At 44.1% G+C, this 18,386-nt stretch carries 21 protein-coding genes; 12 read left to right on the top strand and 9 right to left on the bottom strand.

The features are described from left to right. Positions 1-23 precede the first annotated feature (23 nt). On the bottom strand, positions 24-200 hold the full coding sequence (locus F6K53_RS22975; protein WP_293068687.1) for a hypothetical protein: 177 nt from the start codon (positions 198-200) through the stop codon (positions 24-26). A 291-nt stretch (positions 201-491) separates the two neighbouring features. On the opposite strand from F6K53_RS22975, the gene F6K53_RS22980 reads away from it, so the two are divergent. Beyond that, positions 492-911 carry a helix-turn-helix domain-containing protein gene (locus F6K53_RS22980; protein ID WP_293068690.1) on the top strand — a complete coding sequence of 140 codons (420 nt, stop codon included), beginning with the start codon at positions 492-494 and terminating at the stop codon, positions 909-911. Between the two features lie 313 nt (positions 912-1,224). Here the strand turns inward: F6K53_RS22980 and F6K53_RS22985 are convergent, their stop codons facing one another. Then, positions 1,225-1,506, bottom strand: a complete 282-nt coding sequence (locus tag F6K53_RS22985; protein WP_293025525.1) for a YiaA/YiaB family inner membrane protein — start codon at positions 1,504-1,506, stop codon at positions 1,225-1,227. A gap of 825 nt (positions 1,507-2,331) precedes the next feature. On the opposite strand from F6K53_RS22985, the gene F6K53_RS22990 reads away from it, so the two are divergent. The 6 genes from F6K53_RS22990 (at position 2,332) to F6K53_RS23015 (ending at position 6,660) form a co-directional block, all read left to right on the top strand. Next, positions 2,332-3,510, top strand: coding sequence for a hypothetical protein (locus F6K53_RS22990; protein WP_293082308.1), 1,179 nt, complete (start codon positions 2,332-2,334; stop codon positions 3,508-3,510). A gap of 167 nt (positions 3,511-3,677) precedes the next feature. Then, complete coding sequence (locus tag F6K53_RS22995; RefSeq protein ID WP_293025529.1) at positions 3,678-3,953, top strand: hypothetical protein; 276 nt, start codon at positions 3,678-3,680, stop codon at positions 3,951-3,953. After that, positions 3,950-4,225, top strand: coding sequence for a DUF3598 family protein (locus F6K53_RS23000; protein WP_293068699.1), 276 nt, complete (start codon positions 3,950-3,952; stop codon positions 4,223-4,225). Before F6K53_RS22995 ends, F6K53_RS23000 begins: the two co-directional genes overlap by 4 nt. A gap of 104 nt (positions 4,226-4,329) precedes the next feature. Further along, the gene (locus F6K53_RS23005; RefSeq protein WP_364302890.1) at positions 4,330-4,845 is read left to right on the top strand and encodes a hypothetical protein; all 516 of its coding nucleotides are present in this window, start codon (positions 4,330-4,332) and stop codon (positions 4,843-4,845) included. Between the two features lie 76 nt (positions 4,846-4,921). Beyond that, a complete protein-coding gene (locus F6K53_RS23010; RefSeq protein ID WP_293068704.1) occupies positions 4,922-5,716 on the top strand; it encodes a DUF3598 family protein in 795 nt (264 codons plus the stop codon). Positions 5,717-5,895: 179 nt separating this feature from the next. Beyond that, positions 5,896-6,660, top strand: coding sequence for a hypothetical protein (locus tag F6K53_RS23015; RefSeq protein WP_293025537.1), 765 nt, complete (start codon positions 5,896-5,898; stop codon positions 6,658-6,660). Positions 6,661-6,972: 312 nt separating this feature from the next. On the opposite strand, the gene F6K53_RS23020 is transcribed toward F6K53_RS23015, so the two are convergent. After that, on the bottom strand, positions 6,973-8,313 hold the full coding sequence (locus tag F6K53_RS23020; RefSeq protein WP_293025539.1) for a DUF4157 domain-containing protein: 1,341 nt from the start codon (positions 8,311-8,313) through the stop codon (positions 6,973-6,975). 162 nt (positions 8,314-8,475) lie between these two features. On the opposite strand from F6K53_RS23020, the gene F6K53_RS23025 reads away from it, so the two are divergent. Genes F6K53_RS23025 through F6K53_RS23040 form a run of 4 tightly spaced genes read left to right on the top strand, consistent with a single transcriptional unit; the run spans position 8,476 to position 9,516 of the window. Beyond that, positions 8,476-8,649 carry a hypothetical protein gene (locus tag F6K53_RS23025; protein WP_293068708.1) on the top strand — a complete coding sequence of 58 codons (174 nt, stop codon included), beginning with the start codon at positions 8,476-8,478 and terminating at the stop codon, positions 8,647-8,649. Positions 8,650-8,685: 36 nt separating this feature from the next. After that, a complete protein-coding gene (locus F6K53_RS23030) occupies positions 8,686-8,940 on the top strand; it encodes a type II toxin-antitoxin system HicA family toxin (RefSeq protein ID WP_293025542.1) in 255 nt (84 codons plus the stop codon). Between the two features lie 8 nt (positions 8,941-8,948). After that, positions 8,949-9,269, top strand: coding sequence for a type II toxin-antitoxin system HicB family antitoxin (locus F6K53_RS23035; RefSeq protein WP_293025544.1), 321 nt, complete (start codon positions 8,949-8,951; stop codon positions 9,267-9,269). Positions 9,270-9,273: 4 nt separating this feature from the next. Beyond that, positions 9,274-9,516 carry a hypothetical protein gene (locus tag F6K53_RS23040; protein ID WP_293068711.1) on the top strand — a complete coding sequence of 81 codons (243 nt, stop codon included), beginning with the start codon at positions 9,274-9,276 and terminating at the stop codon, positions 9,514-9,516. On the opposite strand, the gene F6K53_RS23045 is transcribed toward F6K53_RS23040, so the two are convergent. From F6K53_RS23045 to F6K53_RS23055, 3 genes are all read right to left on the bottom strand, one after another. Then, the gene (locus F6K53_RS23045; RefSeq protein WP_293068714.1) at positions 9,492-11,459 is read right to left on the bottom strand and encodes an ATP-binding protein; all 1,968 of its coding nucleotides are present in this window, start codon (positions 11,457-11,459) and stop codon (positions 9,492-9,494) included. The genes F6K53_RS23040 and F6K53_RS23045 overlap by 25 nt on opposite strands. 231 nt (positions 11,460-11,690) lie before the next feature. Continuing rightward, positions 11,691-13,070: a transposase gene (locus tag F6K53_RS23050; RefSeq protein ID WP_293068717.1), complete on the bottom strand. Its 1,380-nt coding sequence runs from the start codon at positions 13,068-13,070 to the stop codon at positions 11,691-11,693. Between the two features lie 475 nt (positions 13,071-13,545). Beyond that, the gene (locus tag F6K53_RS23055; protein WP_293025549.1) at positions 13,546-13,767 is read right to left on the bottom strand and encodes a DUF3134 domain-containing protein; all 222 of its coding nucleotides are present in this window, start codon (positions 13,765-13,767) and stop codon (positions 13,546-13,548) included. A gap of 73 nt (positions 13,768-13,840) precedes the next feature. Between F6K53_RS23055 and F6K53_RS23060 the strand changes: the two genes are divergently transcribed. After that, positions 13,841-14,425 (top strand): PAP/fibrillin family protein, encoded by a 585-nt coding sequence (locus F6K53_RS23060; protein ID WP_293025551.1) that lies wholly within the window; start codon positions 13,841-13,843, stop codon positions 14,423-14,425. On the opposite strand, the gene F6K53_RS23065 is transcribed toward F6K53_RS23060, so the two are convergent. From F6K53_RS23065 to smc, 3 genes are all read right to left on the bottom strand, one after another. Then, entirely contained in the window at positions 14,392-14,568 is a 177-nt protein-coding gene (locus F6K53_RS23065; RefSeq protein ID WP_293068720.1) for a hypothetical protein, read from the bottom strand. The genes F6K53_RS23060 and F6K53_RS23065 overlap by 34 nt on opposite strands. Before the next feature lie 93 nt (positions 14,569-14,661). After that, a complete protein-coding gene (locus F6K53_RS23070; protein ID WP_293025554.1) occupies positions 14,662-15,660 on the bottom strand; it encodes a PRC-barrel domain-containing protein in 999 nt (332 codons plus the stop codon). Between the two features lie 356 nt (positions 15,661-16,016). Next, the coding region (gene smc, locus F6K53_RS23075; RefSeq protein ID WP_293082311.1) for a chromosome segregation protein SMC at positions 16,017-18,386 on the bottom strand (2,370 nt) is incomplete at its 5' end.

Consider the following 18,386-nt stretch of genomic DNA (forward strand, 5'->3'; position numbering starts at 1 on the left):
TGGTGAACACATAGTCAAGAATCCTAGGGCTCTTGACTATTACAAAAAATAATTCGGTCAAGCATTGGAATTAACCAGAACTTGACCGAATTTTTTTTGTTGAGGGAACAGGGAATCGGGAACAGGGAGTAGGGAGTAGGGAGTAGGGAATCGGGAATCGGGCAGTAACGCACCACTGGGTCAAGCAGCTTTAATGACATGCACTCACATCACCCACAGCACCCATAGTGATAATGCAATAGTTTTTCTAACTTCCCACGCTAACCACTCATATCACCCCTGGTGTTAATGCAATAGTTTTTCTATCCGACCACCCTCATAACCCTCATTGCCCTTACAACCCCTGACGTTAATGCAATAGTTTTTCTGGCTGACCACCCTCATAACCCTTATAACACTCATGATGCTTTCGATACTTCTCACCCACCCCTTGCATTTTCTAAAAAATCGTGTTAATATAACAATATCGTTAAAGCAATGGTTTTGCAGCCATGATGATTTCTACCGCACAAGCCGCTAAATTACTAGGTATCTCTGCCACTCGCGTCCGTTTCCTTTTGAGCAAGGGCAGAGTCAAAGGAGCTTATAAGGTCGGTAGAACTTGGGTGATTCCTTTATTTGATGGCATGCCAGTGGTCACGCCTGGCACTCGCGGACCGAAGCGGAATTGGTCAAAGCTTACAAATTACACGAAGGCGGTCATCCACGTTAATCAGAAAGTGATTCGCCAAAATCACAACACCGGCGAACGCAATCCGGTGATTACGGTCAAACGAGGCTCTAAAAATACTTACGGTCATACTGTCGAAGTCAATGGCCCTTGTCGGGTGATGTATCGCCCAGATGATCCCCTACATTGTGGAGCACGGGTATGGATTGAGACGATTTCTGATTTTAAGGTCATCGCCTAAGCGGTCAGCGGTCAGCCGTCAGCCGTCAGTGGTCAGGTTCATGTAGGGTGGGCAGTGCAGCAGAAGACAGATAATTAAGCTTGCAAACCACGTTGCACTGCCCACCCTACGATTAATAGACCTCTTGCTGATAACTGATAGCTGATAGCTGATAGATAGTTCATGTAGGGTGGGCAGTGCAGCAGAAGACAGATAATTAAGCTTGCAAACCACGTTGCACTGCCCACCCTACGATTAATAGACCTCTTGCTGATAACTGATAGCTGATAGCTGATAGCTGATGGCTGATGGCTGATAGCTGATAAACTTGATATTAGCCCAGAGAGTTGTGGTCAGTCAGTAGTTTTTCAACTCTAGCTTCTTCAACTTTCGAGGTTAGTTTTTTCGATTCATGGATATCTCGTGTAGTTTTAGCGATGTTGATGCTAGAGCCAATAGAGAAAAGTAAACCGATACCTAAGTAGCCTTTGATCCAGTTATCTGCTGGCAAATTGGCAATGCCAATAGCCATAGCAAAAACCGAAATAACAAAAGACGCCCAAGACTGAATTACCCAACCTGTACTATGGCTTTGGTTACTAAATCGTTCTTGCATGTTACTCAACCTTTAAGTGCGATAATATTAATGAATTTAATTTTGATCATACAAAGCTTATTGTCTAGTAAGTTGAGAGCAATGACAGTTTTTGGAGCTGCATACAATAGCATTTATCGAGTAAGTCAAATAGGTGGAGGGGCAGGAGTTAGGTAAGCATTCAGCTATCAGTGATCAGCCGTCAGCTCATCAACAACCGTCGCCAGCTGAACCAACTGTCCCCAAGCTGATCAAGTATCCCTACTAAGGTGGTATGATTCTTCAATTTTCCCAATTACTGTACACTCCAGACTTCACCCCCAGTAAGGGTAACAATTCTGCTTATTTCCCAGTCATGTGAGGTAGATAAGTTGTGGATTTTAGGCAATAGGGAATAGGCAATAGGGAATAGACAATAGATAAAACTAGGAAAGAGAACCGATAATTTTTTCCTGTTCTTATAAATCAGCATTGGGTTTTATGATTTATTTGGAAATGCTATAGTTGAGCTTATTAAGATGCTATGGCACACCTGAAAAACTGGAAAACCATGACTTTATATGATTCTAATCCTAACACAAAAGCCCAACCCATAACTAAGGATTTGGTATCCATTTCTTAAGCCATTGATTCTGATCTGGCTAATTATAATTTTTGATTGTATATGTCATTGGTTTGCTAATTTTAAAATTCAGCATAAGTATTGGTGGTTAAATTATTTGTAGCTTAAGGGATTGAGTTACAGTTTGTAAAACTAGGTGATAAAAGACTAGTAAAGGGTTGATGTCAAATTATGTCAAAAAATTTTTTTTTCGGGCTTTAACACTGTATAATACCATTCGAAGTATGAAAATTATGTCAAAAAAAGCAAGTATGTCACAAAACATTAATCAAAGGAGAACAGTTCATGATTTTCCCAACGTGATTGCTGTCAAACGACAGGACTGTCTAGGTGGTTTTTTCACACCCACTCTTGCGGATATTACGGTTAAGCATAAAATGCTAGAGGACTATTTTCGTTCGCCAACCGTAGGTTTGCTCTTACCTCTTGGCTCTAAGCGGGAACAGGATACTTTTCCCGAAACTTTGAACTATTGCCTAAACTGGGGGATTGCATTAGAGAGAATTGTCGTGATACATTCACCGCGAGCGCAAGCTGTCGTGGATCACTTGGGGCTGAAGGAAAAAGGCTGCGTGATTCTCAACGAAGCAGCTATGCTTGATTTATTTAACCTAGAGCGCATTCACTCACTTTTTGCAGTCGATCTTGCCAAACATAAAGGCAAAGGAAGAGCCTTTTCGATGGCTTTTGCTTACTTGAAATATGTTAAGCAATGGCAGAAACTCAAAGATCTATTTGTGCTTGATGTTGATATCAACGCTACCCAATATCGACCACTTCACTATTTGGGATATGCCCAAGCTATTTTTCCAGATCAAGAGCGTCTATTTCTGCTCACGGCACAAAACAATACACTCAGGGATAATCACTATCTTTTTGTGATGCGCGATCCCTGGCGACATGAAAACGAACTTGGTTGCCACTATGCTAAACATTTTGATCGGCTCGTCTGGTCTCTAACTGGTGAAACAATGTTGAGATGGGATATGCTAGTCGAGCATATTCCTTTTGCGATCGCTTATGGGATGGAAACGGTGTGGCAGCTTTTTGCGGCAGATTGGGTTGCCCTTTCCCAGCAAGGTAACTATAAAGTTGCCCAAGTAGTTAACCCACAAACAAAAAGAGACGGGGGGAGTCTGGGGCAAAGTGGGCGTTGCTATGATGCGACGATGTACCGTCAATTGAGTCTGATGGCTTGGTTTCTGATTAAATATGGCAAACCGCTATATAAATTCACCCCAGAAGATTACCATACTGTTAATACCCGTTTAAGTCTGGTAAATCGTACTGCAATCTTGCCAGATAATGAAGACCATGGCCTCCCTTATGACGTTCAACTCCATTCTGATCTCTTTATCCCCCCTTTGGGAATGCTAGCCTCTGAAGATTGTTTAAATATTTAGCATTATTTAGCATTCCAAAGAGCTTAGACCACAAGTGTTGAATTGAGTAATAAACGTTACCCAAAATAACTGATATCTCTATACCATTTTTGTTAAACAACTTCATCAAGACACAGAGCAGGAATTACGATAAACATATACTTCTGGGCACTTGTCAGGCAAAAGGCTTGCATAAACAAGAATCGAAAACTACTTCTGCCCGATTCCCGACTCCCAGGGCGTGCGCTTTCCGACTCCCTGCTCCGTGCTCCCTGCCTAAATTTGAAACCGCAAAGCAGTTTATCGCCCAAGGGGCACGAGGATTATTACCGGAATCGGTCTTGGAGCATTTTGGTGAAACAGAGTGGAGTGCGCAACGGATTTGCGCTGGGTGGAACTCTTGCTTATGCTTGTGGATGCAATCCTCAGGTTTTTGGCAATGGAACACAGGAGGTTCTAGATGAGTGATTTCTTAACTCAGAACTGGGAAAAATTCTTAGAAATTCAGGCTATTGGTGATTGGAATGGCATATGGACTCGGCTGGCAGGGAATGGGGAGTTAGTAGAACGTTGTCTTGATGCAGTCGCTCATGGCGCATGGGTCTGTGTGCGGAACCTGCGTCCGCACCGCTGTTTGCCCCGTGGAAACCCCCTTTGGCGGCGCTGCATCGCTATCGATATGAAGATGGTAGGAGTGAGTCTAGAACATTTGGTCCTTACAAAAAAGGGAAGCTAACAACTCCCTTCTTAGACTATAGCTGGACTTGGGGATACACACCTAAGATTGAGCGGGGCCAGTTATATTATTTTGAGACATGCCTCAAGCACGAAAGGTTAGGAGTGAGTGGCGGCTGTAAGTATCTCGAAGATGGCTCATTACATCATGTTACCTCTATCTGGGAGACACTAGACTTCTTTCGAGGAGAGCCTAAAGAGATAGACTATACTTCTTCTGACAATTGGAAGGGGAGTATGATTTCCACTATAACCCCAGACTTAATTATCGCAACTACCAGTGATTGTCAGTGGAAGCCTATAGATGAATTAGCCCAGGAAAATATTATAGTCAGCTTCTCCCATGGAGTGACTGTTAGTCTCCCAGAAAGGTATGCCTATGATAGAGAATCTCTTATAATCACGGATTGGTTAGTGAATCCCGGTCTTTTAAAAAGGGGAATCCGTCACTATAACCAGGAAATTCTCTCACTTTTCCCTAATGAATTTCATGAGATAACATCTTCAAATATTTATTGCAATTTTTTTTGCGATCGCATAAACTGGATTATAATTAGATTTAATAACAACAATGGGCACAATCAGGATCAGGATCAAAAAAAGCGATCGCTTGATTACTGATAGATAGCAAACTTCGGGATTAGGAATAACAAAATTGTAACACAAAAACACACAATACAAAAAAAATCATGATCCGGTGACTAATTATATGGAATTAAAAGAGCAAAACTGGAAAAACTTCACGGAAAACCATTTGCGGGATTGGCATGGTATTTGGACAAGGTATTCTCCTGAAGGAGAGATAATAGAATCATTTCAAAGTCTAAGAAGCTTCCGCAGCAATCCAGAACAAACAGAACTTTATCACACTAATCGTTATATATACGCTGACGGTAGGATAGAAGAAAAAAAATGGCAGTCTAAGAAACAGGATAAGGTGTTACCTGATGGAATGGTTCACCCAGCATTTCCGTCAATGAGATCATTTTTCTTTGAACAAGGTGCAGCTACATGGTCAGCTAAACAGTTAGAACCTGGTTCGATCTTTCAACCGGCTGAATTGTTCTTCAAACATGAAGATATAAGACATAGTGTGCCAATTCTTTATGATACTAATGGCAGTTTGATGCGGATAGTGAGTATCCGTGAAGATGCAGCAGACTTCCCCAGTAACTATTGGTCAAAGGAAATCAATCTCTTACCTGAGAGAAATCTGAGTGGTAACTGGCAAGGAACTTCTGTTACCATGACCCCAGATTTAAAGGTTTCTGACCCAATAGCAACTCAACTAAACTGGCCCTTGGCAGGAAACAAAATGTTCTTTTTCCCTGATGGTATTTCTCTGAGTTGTCCTACTCAAGTCAGTATTGGCACTTCCTTTACCATTGCGGCAAATTGGCTAGTGACAGATTCCCAACTGCAACAACTTAGCGTTAACTATGATAATTATGGAGCCTTTTCTGGCTTGACGCTCGAACTATTGCACCTTTAAACTATAGAGCACTATCCCTAATGATTTGGATTTGGCATCATTTAGGGATCATACTTGATATTTTTGACGAAAACCAAAATAAAATAGGGATACTAAATGAATTGTGATAATTTTTGTTCCCTACTCCCTACTCCCTAATCCCTACTCCCTGTTACATTTACTAGAGTTTTCTTAAGCTAATGAATTTAAATAAGTTTGTCGATCCCCGATATGATATTTGGATGAAAACAGCAACTATGCTGGAAGAACGTTATCTTTCCTTGGATAGTAATGTTGATTGGGATGGGTTACCAAAAAATATTCCTTCGGCTAGCAAAGAAAGAATACAGAAAATTTTTGATAAAATTAACAACAGTGAAAACCTTAATAAAGGAGAGCGAATTTTTTTGATAATGTTAAAGCTGCTCAATGATACCCCTGTCAATAATGGAGCAGAAATTATCAAACAATTACAAAACCCTATTTGTGAAATAGAAACCATATTTGTGCCTTGGGAGATTGTCTTAGAAAATCAAAAAAGGAATCATCATGAAGCTGAAACTGATCCGATGAAATTAGCTGAGTTATATCGAACTGATTCCACAGAAAGAGCGATTAAAGACGCAAGAGCTGGTATTCCTCCTCAACAACGAGATCAATTTTATCGTGGGATTATGAAACCGCCATCAGAAACAGCTTCTCGTCGCAATATTTTTCCTGGAAAAGTAATTTATGGACTCACTGGACACTTAATTACCATTGATGAAAGTAGTGGTGCTATCCAAATTCAACAAGTTGGTGAACCTTATCAGTCTACAATCACAGGTCTTTGGTTTGATAAAGACTATTTTAAATCGATGCCTAACCGCCCCTATGTCTTTCAAAAACCTGGAGCTGATAGCAAAAATGTTTGGGATAATTATACGTTTAATGAAGCAGCAGATATTAGCAACAAAAAAAGTTAATCTAGATTAAGGAATACAAAAGTACATCGGTCCTGTGAAATAAGCCAAGGGAAAAGAGCGAAGACATAGCGGTGCGCGCACCGTCCAGTTTTTACATTGGTTTGTACGCTCATAATTGGGTAAATTTTTGGGATGAATGTACCGAGTGCCAGTAGGGGTAGGGTGGGCAAATTTTTAGAATTTGATAATTTCGTTAGGTATGATGCCCATTTGCCCACCCTACCAGATCAGGCGATCGCACTGACAGTAGTTCCAAGAGCGATCGCACTTAACGCACCCAACAAGATCAGCGTACGCCCTGTTGTTGACTTGCTATACTCCGAAATAATTTCTTATCTCCTGGGCTTTATTTGCCGCCATATGTGGTGGAATACATGCGCGGTCTTGCGCGCAACGGTTGATTACTTGCCTTAAGTACCGTTCCAATTGAGCCTGATTAGCATTGTAGACATGAGCGTGCGCCCCCTGTAATTGCTGGTTTGGATCATGGGATGATATATGCTGCGGAGATGTCTCTCTCATTCGATTCCCCAGGAACTGCGCTCTGTTCAACGCTAATATCCCGCCTCTGATCGCACTGAACGTAAACATTTTATTGCCATAGTGCCACCCGATACTCGCACCGAAATCCGGGTCTGGTCCAAAGACACGAGCACTACCATCGCCTTGGTGGGCGGCATACCCCGCTCCTAGGTCTCTTCCTCTGTTTGCTGTTATGTCCTGTGTGTACGTCGTTATGCCCGTTCCTAACATGTGGGGATAGTCCGCTGTCTCTATATCCACCCACCAGTCTAGATTCACATCTTGATGATAGTTGTCATTTGGACCATAGATACGTCGGCCTGCGTTCACTTCGTCGTCATGCACCGGTAGGGTGACCACCGTCCGCTGGATTGTTTGCCCTTCGCTAATACTCGCCGTCGAGCCTCCTTGTTGGACTACATGAGTTAATTCATGGGCAATCAATTCCTGTCCACCTTTATTTGATGGATTATACTCGCCTCTCTTGAAAAAGATGTGATTTCCGGTCGTAAATGCTCTGGCTTGGAGGGAGCGATTCAGTGTGTCCGACTGACGGTCTGTGTGGATTTTCACTCGGCTAAAATCCGCCCCCATCGCTTGCCCCATCGACCGTTGTAGACCCGCATCCAAAGCTTGGCCACCACCCCGGGCACGGGATAGGGCTGATTCCAACTCAGGTGATGCTGCGCCACCTCCAATGGCTTTCCGACGGAGCACCAAAGGCTTCAACTGCAAGTCAACTACCGTCTCTTCGTCTCTCTGTAGCCTCTGATTCTCTTGCTTTGTCTGGATTTCTTTCCCTTCCCCCGACTGAACAGTCTCTCCTTGACTGCTAACCCCAGCACCAGGGGCATTAATCTGACTCACCACCTGACGGGCTACCCTGTCCGCTTGCTGCTCATACTTATCCCCAACTGCACCAATGGTTAACTTCGGCTGCACTACCGGTAATCCATTCCCACCCACAGGCACATTTACAAAGCTACGATTCAAACCAGAAGCCCTATCAAGGTCGGAGTTTACCTGTTTTTCTGGCACCGAACGCACTGCCGCTCGCTGTAACCAACCACTACTGGGATGGGATGCACTCTGGGACTGTTGCTGATGTTTAGTTAATCCCTGACGCTTCATTTACCAGTCCTCCGTCCATAGATTGGGCATTTTTTATACCCATGTTTTCCGGTTTGATAGTCTTTGTTACATTAAACTTCGGACTAGTTGTCTCGGTCAAGGGGAAGGGATTTTGGGTTTTGGGATTAGATTTGACTCTAGTGATTAATCTTCCGGTGGGCAGTGCTTACCTTCGCCCTTTGCCAGCAAATGTATCTGTTTCAAGCACTGCCCACCCTACAGGAACGATTTGCTATTCCTGAAGACTTTGCCCGACTGATTGATCTCACGTTCAATTATGTTCCCAATCTAGTGCGGCGGTTAACTGTAACTAAATTTAGTTGCATCTTCGGGTAATGCCTTTTATAATTAATCACTAGATGGGGTGTCAAGATGACTCGACAAGAAAAGCTGATAAAACGTTTTCTAAGTAAGCCGAAGGGTTTTACTTGGGATGAATTGACCAAGCTTTTGTCCGGACTCGGCTTTGAGGAGGTCAAAGCTGGAAAAACAGGCGGTTCAAGGCGACGATTCATTAACTCTGATGGCGTGGCGATCGCTCTGCACAAGCCTCATCCTCACAACACACTCAAGATGTATCAGATTGAGCAAACGATCGATATTCTTAGGCACGAAGGATTGTTATGAATAACTTTATGAAATACAAGGAATACCTTGGCTCGGTCAATTATAATGATGAGGATGAGATTTTCTACGGGAAAGTAGAGTATATTCGTAGCCTGATCAGTTATGAAGGTCAGGATGTTAAATCTCTTCGGGCCAGTTTTTACGAAGCAGTGGATGACTACCTAGAGCTTTGTAAACTCAAAGGGATAGAACCGGAAAAGCCTTTCAAGGGAAGCTTTAACATCAGACCTGGAACCGACCTTCATCGACGTGCTGCATACGCAGCTATTGAACGAGGGATAAACTTGAACCACCTAGTGACAGAGGCACTTGAGCAGTATCTGAGATAACTGCTTGACCCTGCTTCAACCGAAAGGCGGCGGAGTGGGAGCGATCGCACTCATGCACTGCCCACCCTACAGAAACTGCCAACCCTACAGGAACGATTCCCGATTCCCGATTCCCGATTCCCGATTCCCTTTCCCCTCCTGGGAGGGGTTAGGGGTGGGTTCCGATTCCCGATTCCCGATTCCCGATTCCCGATTCCCGATTCCCGATTCCACACTTGCGGCCTATAACCTAAAATCCTCTGGATAAATTGGTATGTTTAACTTGCGAAACTCCGTCCGTGTGGCTGCCAATACCAATTCCATGGTTACGGGGGTACCTGCCTGGGCTGCTAAAAAAGCTGCATTGAGAGCAATATTATTTATACTACCACCGGTAAGATTAAATCGCCCCAAACGGTTATAATCTAATTCTTCTAAAGGTGTTTCCTCTGGAAAAACTTTCTGCCACATCAGCTTACGTTGCAACCTACCAGGGAAGGGAAACTCAATGATAAACCGCAGTCGCCGTAGAAATGCTTGATCTAGAGCACTCTTCATATTGGTTGCCAAAATTGCCAATCCCCGATAAGATTCTATCCGCTGTAATAGATAATTAATCTCTATATTAGCATAGCGGTCATGACTGTCTTTTACTTCACTACGTTTACCAAATAGAGCATCTGCTTCATCGAAAAATAAAATTGCCCCACCATCTTCTGCAGCATCAAATAAACGTCGCAGATTTTTCTCTGTTTCGCCGATATATTTACTTACCACTGCTGACAGGTCAATGCGGTAAAGATTTAGTTGTAAATTATTAGCAATCACTTCCGCTGCCATCGTCTTTCCGGTCCCACTTTCCCCAGCAAACAAGGCACTGATACCCATTCCCCGATTCATCCGTCGTTGAAATCCCCAATTTTCATAGACTTTACGACGTTGGTTAACTTGGTCAGCAATTTGATGGAGCAAGCCCATTTCTTCTTTTGGTAAAACTAGATCATCCCAAGTGGCTTTGGCATCGATGCGAGTCGCCAAGTTATCCAATTGCGGACGAGTGCTAAGTAAACAAGCATGCCAAAGACGAGTATGGAATTCGACCCTATCTGTTACCTTTTCATCCAGTGCTAACCGGGCATTCTGCTCAATAGTTGATAGGTTAAGATTAAACTGACTGGCTAAAAGGGAGGGACTTTCTGTTAAGCCAGCATCACCAAGACAGTTGCTCCAAGCTGCTTGTTGTTCTGGGGCGGTGGGTTTGGTAATATCAAGGGTAACACTGGCTCTACTTAAATGCGATCGCGCTTCGTGGGTATCGAGGAACAACAAACTGTGGTACCGTGATAAAAATCGGTGGAGTGGTGAAGCGGAACCAGTAGTTGCGGATTTTTCTTGTTCCTGGGCATCGAGGTAAAGCACCACTGGCATCAAAATACTTTCCCTCTCCCACAATCGCAAGAAAGTTTCCAATTCTGCGGCTGGGGTCGGTAGTAACCCCGATGGTAAGCGATACAGTTGCAAACCAAGAGCGGCAGCAGTATGACCAGCAATTAGCTCCTTACTAGGACTATCTGTACCCAACAACTGAATGATGGGTAAATGGGGTGCAGAGCTTGCTTGTTTGAGGTTGTTGATAATTTTTTTAACAATAGTTTCCTGAGAAGGAGGTAGGTTACCTGTGGGGGGTTCCACCCTCATTACTAAGGTTCCCAGTCGGTCATCTAAGTAATTTAAGCCTTTGAGGTAATTGACAATTCGCTCATCAGCTCGTATAGCACTAGTAATTAAAGGTTGATATCCTACCTGGTTAATTTCAATCAATCGCCAATAACGCAGGGGACGTTCCGGTGAAACTACATGCCAAGCGGGTTGGTCAAACAGGGAAAGCGCTAAAGCAAAGGTGGGATAGGGACGTTGTCCATCGTTTTGAGCCAAAGCACATAAACCAGCAATGCGGGTATCCAGTTCCATCCCCGCACACAACAGCAACACCCCTTGTTCAAAAGGGGATAGTCCAAACCGCTGACTTAAATACACCAAGGCCGGGTATGGCTCTATGGCTGCAACGGTTTCCATTGCACCATAAGCCTGCTCTATGTCTGTATCTATGACTTCTTTTCCAGCCAGCTGTTGTAAACGCAGACGCAGCCAATCCAGTGCCTTGGCTAAGTAGTTCTCATTACGTTCTAACCAGTAGTCTCCCCGACTCATGATAGCGATCTAAGGGTGAATTACTCATACAGCATGACTCAAAACTTATTACTTTTGGAATTCAGGTCAGTGTAGACAATTTTGAGAAATTGTTCGGGACTGAGAAACCCTTTTCCCCAGGTGGAATCGAACTCAGCAGTAGGCTTGGACCACTAGAGACATCAATGAAAGGATAGATGCCATTGAATTGACATCTCCCCCAGCTAAAGCACGGGGGATTCTCAAAGGATGTTACGTCGCAGGTTGAAACCGTGCGACTTCACTCCTTTTCCTGTACGATCTAGACAGAGATGTGAACAGATCATACCGGTGCGGGAGTGTCAATGCTCCCCTACCTGCCTTGGTTAGGTCGAGTCCTAACTGTACAGTTACTTTCCTGGCAATATTGGCTGCACCGTTGCAGTCTGCGTTAACCAGGTGACCGTTGGAAGACTTATACAATCCACGTTTCATCCTTTTGCCCGACGGTGTCCATCCTGTGGGTTTTTCACCATGTTTTGGGAGGCTGTCGTCGTCAAGGTAAGACGCTTTACTGGTGTACGCTTCCTCAGTAATTGTTAGTTTTATTCCATATTCTCGACAGAGTTGTTTTAGTCTTTCTATTAATCTCTTGGTGGGGATGACCACAAACTTTTGATTTCCTCGTCGCCCCATGTTTGTTCGATTTTTCTGCCCCTCATTCCAACCAATAATAAGATTTCCGATACGATCGCTAAGACAACGGTTGATGATAAATCTGGCCGCTTTATTGACAGCATCGCGCATCTGATTATTACGCTTCCTCTGAACTCTATCAAGGTTGGCATCCCAGTAAAACTCAGGTTTTCCAGCTTTGTACTTCGCAACAAGACGGGCATATCCTTGGTTCATTGACTTGAGCTTACGACCATCAATTATCAGACTCTTTCCTTGGGTCGAAACTCCAGTCAACCAGTTATCGCCACCGTGATCGAAACTCCATGCCTGGGAATAGTCTAGGTTCGGATCTTGTTCTACTGGTTGTTTCCCATCATCTATTACCCAATCAATCCATAGTTGCCCATAGTAAGGGCGAATTGTTACCTCTTTAACCCAGTCTGGGTCTATGAATTCTGGGGCTTCTAGTACAATTTCACCTAATAATTCTGGCTTACTTTCCTTGCTTATAGACGGATAAAATAATCCTTTTCTATAGGTGAGGGCTTGTCGCGGAAAAGTAACAGCAGCCAGTCCTCCTTTATTTCTATACCTAAGAAGCTTTGGCCTGTCTACTTGTCCCTTGTAATAAAGTGGAACTAGCTGATTGTAACTTGTGATTGATTCAGCCACAGATTTAAGGGTCTGCTGTGCTGATTGGGCGGCCATCGCCTTGTAATGGGGATTGTTCTTCAGCTCTTTGCATAGTTCGGCATACTTTACACTACACTTATAGGTTTTCCATCCGTAGCGAAGTACGTCTTCTTTCCAGTAAGTAGTAAAAGCTTCTGGTTGTTGTTCTAGCCAACTATAATGTTTTTGTTTGGAGTAATAGATCGCACAATTCCACAGACTGTTAGCGTTTTCACACTGAAACAGCCAGAAAGCTTTTTCTTCGTCAGTAAATGTTGCTTTTACAGGAATCGTTTTGTACATCGCAAGCTATCACCTCCTTATATATATTATGACCTATTTAGATCATAAAAGTTCCACGTTTTCGGGATACGACTGGATAAATCCAGTCGCTCTGTTTCACCCCGGAGACGAAACCTTAGAATAAGGCAGCCTTAATCATAAAGTTTTAACCTTTTACCCATAACCGACCAACCATAAAGGCTGCCTTATTCTTGCGGTAACTTCTGACCCGGTCTAAAGACACAGGGCTCTCACATTTCGGGAAGTTTTGGTAGAGTGACCAAGAATAGTGAACATCGGCTCAGTAAATTCATGGCTAATGAATTAATTAGTTGCTCAAAACCTTGTTGTTTTTTGCTATAATTTAGTTTATGAAAAATAATTTCAGAAATGATTCAGCAACGGTTACATTGTGAATCATTTCTGATTGCCATTCGGTTCCAATTCGGCTAAAACTATTTGGTAAAACTAGACTATTTGGTCAAACTAGTTAGTGTTAATTCAAACTTTCTTCCTCCTCCTCGTAGTTATTGTCCTCTACCCCCATCAGTTCAGAGATTTCTACGTCATCACCTAGGGGATTTTCTTCCTCTAAAATCTCCCGTGGGATCAGGCGATTATTAGACTCTAACCAATCTAAAAGGGAAGTTTCTTGCTTAAGGGGAATGACCTCAGCGAGTTGATCACGATGTAGTTCACGTAGAGCAGGATTGTACATAGGCTTCTTCAGCTAATATGGACGAGGTGAAAACCTTTAACTTTGAGTCTAGCAGTCAGCTAGAGGAAATTTTATGATTGGCAAGGCGGAACTCTTAGAAGCGATCGCAGGAAAGAATCGTGGTCTCTTAGCAAGCAAAACCGATAAAACAGCAATACTCGCAGCAGTTACCCAACTGGAAGGGAGAAACCCCACCCCTCGACCCCTTGAGGCGCAAGACTTGCTAGATGGTAACTGGCGTCTGCTATATACTACGAGTCAAGAACTTTTGAATCTTGACGGATTTCCCTTGGTACAACTGGGTCAAATCTACCAATGTGTTCGTACCTCAGATACTAAAATTTACAACATAGCTGAATTATCTGGTATTCCCTATCTCGAAGGTGTTGTCAGTGTTTGTGCTAGTTTCGAGCCAGTATCTCAATGCCGGGTTAATGTTAGGTTCGAGAGGTCTATCATTGGCCTACAAAGCTTCCTGAGCTATAGCTCTGCCAATGATTTCATTGAGCAAATCGAAGCTGGCAAAAAGTTCCCAGCTATTGACTTTCCCATCAATAGGGACAACCAACAGGGTTGGTTAGAGATCACCTATCTTGACGATGACCTGCGCATTGGACGGGGGAATCAGGGGAGTGTGTTTGTGTTAACCAAGAAATGAGTAGGGAGTAGGGAGTAGGGAGTAGGGAGTAGGGAGTAGGGAGTAGGGAGTAGGGAGTAGGGAGTAGGGAGTAGGGAGTAGGGAGTAGGGAGTAGGGAGTAGGGAGTAGGGAGTAGGGGTTGGGAAAATTGACTGTACCTCATAACTATGATCAAGGCTATATCTGTTCCCTAACCCTCAACAAACAACCCTCAACAAACAACCCTCAACAAACAACCCTCAACAGTGATCATGAATTAGTAACCAGCCTCTTCTTCGTATTCTGGAGCTTTCTTTTTCTCAGGAATGTTGACTCGCGGTGCTTTGTAAGGCTCTGGGGAGCGGTCATCATCCCAGGCATCACCCTCGACTTCGTACTTGTCATAGTCCTGGGTGTTGGTTTTACCATAGGAAGGCTCGGGTGAGCTATAGACTGGCTGCTCGTAGCGCACTGGCTGAGGGGACTCTTTCCGTTCATCGCTCCAGTTATCTTCTTCTAATCTGGCTTCGACATACTTCTTCGGGACTGGTGCTTCTCGTCTGATCGGCTCTAGTTCTGGCTCTTGCCAATCGTCATCCCAGGCATCTTGGGCTCGGTTGGCATTCTCTACTGTCTGAGAGATAGGAGTACGTATTGGAATCCCCGTTCCCAGTTGATTTTCTGGTCTAGCCGTTGGAGTATAGTATGGGTCTTCTGTGTCCTTTTCCCAAGGGGGTCTGCCAATCCCCATACGCTCTAAGACCCCGACGGTTAACTGGATCAGATGCTCTTGAGCTTCCTCAAATACAATTAATCGGTCTGGACCACTGCTGACAATTTCATCAATGGGTAGCTCATAAGTACTAATAACCTGGTCGGGTATTTGGGGTAACCCTATTGATGCAATGATTAGGGCGGAAACGGTGCCATCTTCTACATTGAACTTGAAGCCTCTAACCCGACCTAAGAGTTCACCGGTTTCGGTGATCACTTCGCTGTTAATCAGGGTACTATAGGCATCGACATCAATATCTTCGATAACGTCTTGATCATCTACCAGGATGACATCACCAAATTGCCGAATGCTGCTCAGGAGCATGTACTTTGGCATACCGGCTACTGCCAGAAGGTTATCTCGCAGACCCAGTGCCACAACCTGCCGTCTGTCTATATCTACCAAGAGTTCCTTGACGACTCCGAGGCGCTTACCATTGTCACGGGTAATTACCTGAGTATTTAAGATATCGGAGCGTGGACGAATTTGTTCCGTTGTCATTATATCTCGCTTTTCCTGAGCTATACTCCTGATGGATTAAAAATAAATAATACGTGAGCATTAATACGTGAGCATTCAGCTAAAGGCCTTGGCCGTTGGCCACGCGGGGCGCGTTTGGCCACGCTACGCGAACAGCTTTCAGCTTTCAGCTAAGGTAATGCAACCCTTAGGTTGATCAACAGACTACAGAGGTTATATACAACCTCTGAACATCGGTTTTTTTTTCGTACAGGACGCCCTTCGGACGAGGGGTTCGTGGGTCGGTTCTCTCCAAAATCAATCATGAACGGCTTATAGCTGATGAGCCTTGGGCTGAATGCTTACAATAATAATGGATTTGATGAATGGGATTTTATCTAGTTAACCGTACTTTTGGGTGATAGTTTTAAACCCAATACTTGAGTGTATGCTCCCCTGGCTTGGGTAACACCAATGGTGCGTTGAGCAGACTCAATCATAGGACGGCGTAAGCTTACTACAATAAATTGCGCAAGTTTAGCCTGTTGTTTGATCATTTTAGCTAATCGCTGGACATTTGCCCCGTCCAAAAACATATCGACTTCATCAAAAGCATAAAATGGCGAGGGACGGTAGCGTTGTAGGGCAAAGATAAAGCTAAGGGCTGTGAGGGATTTTTCTCCTCCTGACATAGATGCTAGCCGCCGCACCGGTTTACCTTTGGGGTGCGCCACCAGGTTGAGTCCACCGCTAAAGGGGTCCTCTGGATCATCGAGTTGTAAATAACCGTCCCCATCGGAGAGTTCAGCAAATATGGCTTGGAAATTTTCATTGACGGCATCAAAGGCTTCTTTGAAAGCACGGTACCTCAAGGTGGTAAAGTTTTCTATCCTTAGCAACAGTTCAGTCCGTTCACCAGCTATGGTTTCCAGTTTCTCAGACAGTTCCTGGAGGCGAGTTTGAGTTCGGTCATATTCTTCTAATGCGAGCATATTCACGGGTTCCATAGCCTGTAGACGTTTCTGTCCGTTGCGCAGTTCCTTTTGTAGTTGTTCTAGTTGAGCAGCTAGGGAGTCCAAGGCAATTACCTCTGAGCTTTTTTTATCACTAGAGGGGGAAGTTTTTTTGACAATTTGAGGTATTTCTGGTAACGGGTTTGGTAATTCAGCAGCTTGGTCTTGGAGTTGAGTTTGGAGACTAGCAAGTTTTTCTGCTCTAGCAGACTGGGTTTCTTGGAGTTTTTGCTGTTGCCAAGAGGTTTCTTGGTGTTGTTGGCGCAGGTTTTGTAGGTGTTGCTCGGTGCGATCGCGTTTTTGTTTTTCTTGCCCCAATTTCTCCTCTAACTGGCGTAAGGCAACTGTAGTTTGGGTAATTTGCTCGGTGAGTGTCTCTAACTGAGTGTTAATTGCTGATTGCTGCTGTTGCCAAGATTCGATTTGGGTTTGATAGTCTGCTATTTGGCGGTGGCCTTCGGTAAGTTTATCCCTGAGGCGCTGCTGCTGATTCTCCTTCTGTTGTAGCTGTTTCTCGGTATTTCTCAAGGCTTGTTCACACTCGCGCAACTGAGTTTCTTGGGTTTTAATGGTGTTCTGAATCTGTTGCCACTCGTTATGAGTTTGAGACTCCTCCAGTTTAGCGAGTTGTTGCCGTAAGTGGGCAAGTTGGGATTCTTGTTGGGGTAACTCTATCGCTATGGTCTCTAGCCGTTGAGTAGCGGCGGAGAGTTCTTGGTTGTTTTTAGCCAGAAGCGATCGCATTTGGGCTTGATTGGTCTGAGATTGCTCAATCTCCCTTTGTAACTGTTCCAAACGTAATTTGGTTTCCGAGTGTTTTGCCCTAGTTTCTGTCAATTCCTGGGTAATTTGTTTGACTGAGGCAGATTCGGTAGTAATCAATCCCTCACAATGGTTTAAAATCTGTTCAATTTCCGCTAACCGGGTTCGCAAGCTACGGATTTCAGAGGACTCCATGGTGTCACTGGTACCAAAGTGCAATCCCGAACGGTGACTGCTGCTACCACCAGTCATGGCACCGCTTATTTCCAAGATTTCCCCATCTAGGGTAACGATGCGGTGTTTACCCAAGTAGGTACGGGCATCATTGAGAGTTTCAAAGACTACCGTAGACCCAAACACATAGGCAAAGACTTTTTGGTAACGGGGGTCGCAATCAATTAGCCTAATGGCGTAGTCAACAAAGCCTTTAGCATACCGTAGCACAACCGTTTCGCTAAATTGCCTAGGTTGGATTTTGGTCAGAGGTAAGAAGGTGGCTCTGCCAGCGCGTTTTTGTTTGAGGAGTTCGATCCCAGCCGCTGCTACACTATCATCTTCTACCACTAAATTACCAAGGCGTGCGCCAGCAGCAATTTCTAAGGCTAGCTGATAGCGGGGTTCAACTCTACCCAATTGGGCGACTAATCCACAAACTCCTATTATACTACTTTCTAGGATAACTTTAGTAGCATAGGTCCCTTGGGCTTCTTGTTGAGCTTGGGCTTGGGCTTCTAGTTTATCGAGTTGCCGTTGTTTTTGCCGTTGTTCCCCGAGCAGGCGAGTTTGGGTTTGTTGTTGGATTTGTAGTTGTTGTTCGGTATTCCCTAAGGATTGGGCGAGGGACTGGACTTGTTGGGAATAAGTGGTTAATTGTGTCTGTAATGCCACAGCTTGGGTTTGCTTGGTGGCGATTTCTGGTTCTAAGGTTTGCAGTTGCTGGGTTTGGTCTTCGATTTGCCGATTTAGCTGATTCTGACGCTCTTGGAGTTGAGC

The organism is Moorena sp. SIO4A1, assembly GCF_010672065.1.
In the GTDB taxonomy this organism is placed as follows: domain Bacteria; phylum Cyanobacteriota; class Cyanobacteriia; order Cyanobacteriales; family Coleofasciculaceae; genus Moorena.

What these genes read in the sequence shown, in the direction of transcription:
- F6K53_RS22990 (WP_293082308.1), top strand. Translation starts at nt 2,332, where the DNA reads ATGAAAATTATGTCAAAAAAAGCAAGTATGTCACAAAACATTAATCAA.
- F6K53_RS23030 (WP_293025542.1), top strand. Translation starts at nt 8,686, where the DNA reads ATGACTCGACAAGAAAAGCTGATAAAACGTTTTCTAAGTAAGCCGAAG.
- F6K53_RS23060 (WP_293025551.1), top strand. Translation starts at nt 13,841, where the DNA reads ATGATTGGCAAGGCGGAACTCTTAGAAGCGATCGCAGGAAAGAATCGT.
- F6K53_RS23055 (WP_293025549.1), bottom strand. Translation starts at nt 13,767, where the DNA reads ATGTACAATCCTGCTCTACGTGAACTACATCGTGATCAACTCGCTGAG.
- F6K53_RS23070 (WP_293025554.1), bottom strand. Translation starts at nt 15,660, where the DNA reads ATGACAACGGAACAAATTCGTCCACGCTCCGATATCTTAAATACTCAG.
- F6K53_RS23050 (WP_293068717.1), bottom strand. Translation starts at nt 13,070, where the DNA reads ATGTACAAAACGATTCCTGTAAAAGCAACATTTACTGACGAAGAAAAA.
- F6K53_RS22985 (WP_293025525.1), bottom strand. Translation starts at nt 1,506, where the DNA reads ATGCAAGAACGATTTAGTAACCAAAGCCATAGTACAGGTTGGGTAATT.
- F6K53_RS22980 (WP_293068690.1), top strand. Translation starts at nt 492, where the DNA reads ATGATGATTTCTACCGCACAAGCCGCTAAATTACTAGGTATCTCTGCC.
- F6K53_RS23045 (WP_293068714.1), bottom strand. Translation starts at nt 11,459, where the DNA reads ATGAGTCGGGGAGACTACTGGTTAGAACGTAATGAGAACTACTTAGCC.
- F6K53_RS23015 (WP_293025537.1), top strand. Translation starts at nt 5,896, where the DNA reads ATGAATTTAAATAAGTTTGTCGATCCCCGATATGATATTTGGATGAAA.
- F6K53_RS22975 (WP_293068687.1), bottom strand. Translation starts at nt 200, where the DNA reads ATGTCATTAAAGCTGCTTGACCCAGTGGTGCGTTACTGCCCGATTCCC.
- F6K53_RS23035 (WP_293025544.1), top strand. Translation starts at nt 8,949, where the DNA reads ATGAAATACAAGGAATACCTTGGCTCGGTCAATTATAATGATGAGGAT.
- F6K53_RS23065 (WP_293068720.1), bottom strand. Translation starts at nt 14,568, where the DNA reads ATGAGGTACAGTCAATTTTCCCAACCCCTACTCCCTACTCCCTACTCC.
- F6K53_RS23020 (WP_293025539.1), bottom strand. Translation starts at nt 8,313, where the DNA reads ATGAAGCGTCAGGGATTAACTAAACATCAGCAACAGTCCCAGAGTGCA.
- F6K53_RS23000 (WP_293068699.1), top strand. Translation starts at nt 3,950, where the DNA reads ATGAGTGATTTCTTAACTCAGAACTGGGAAAAATTCTTAGAAATTCAG.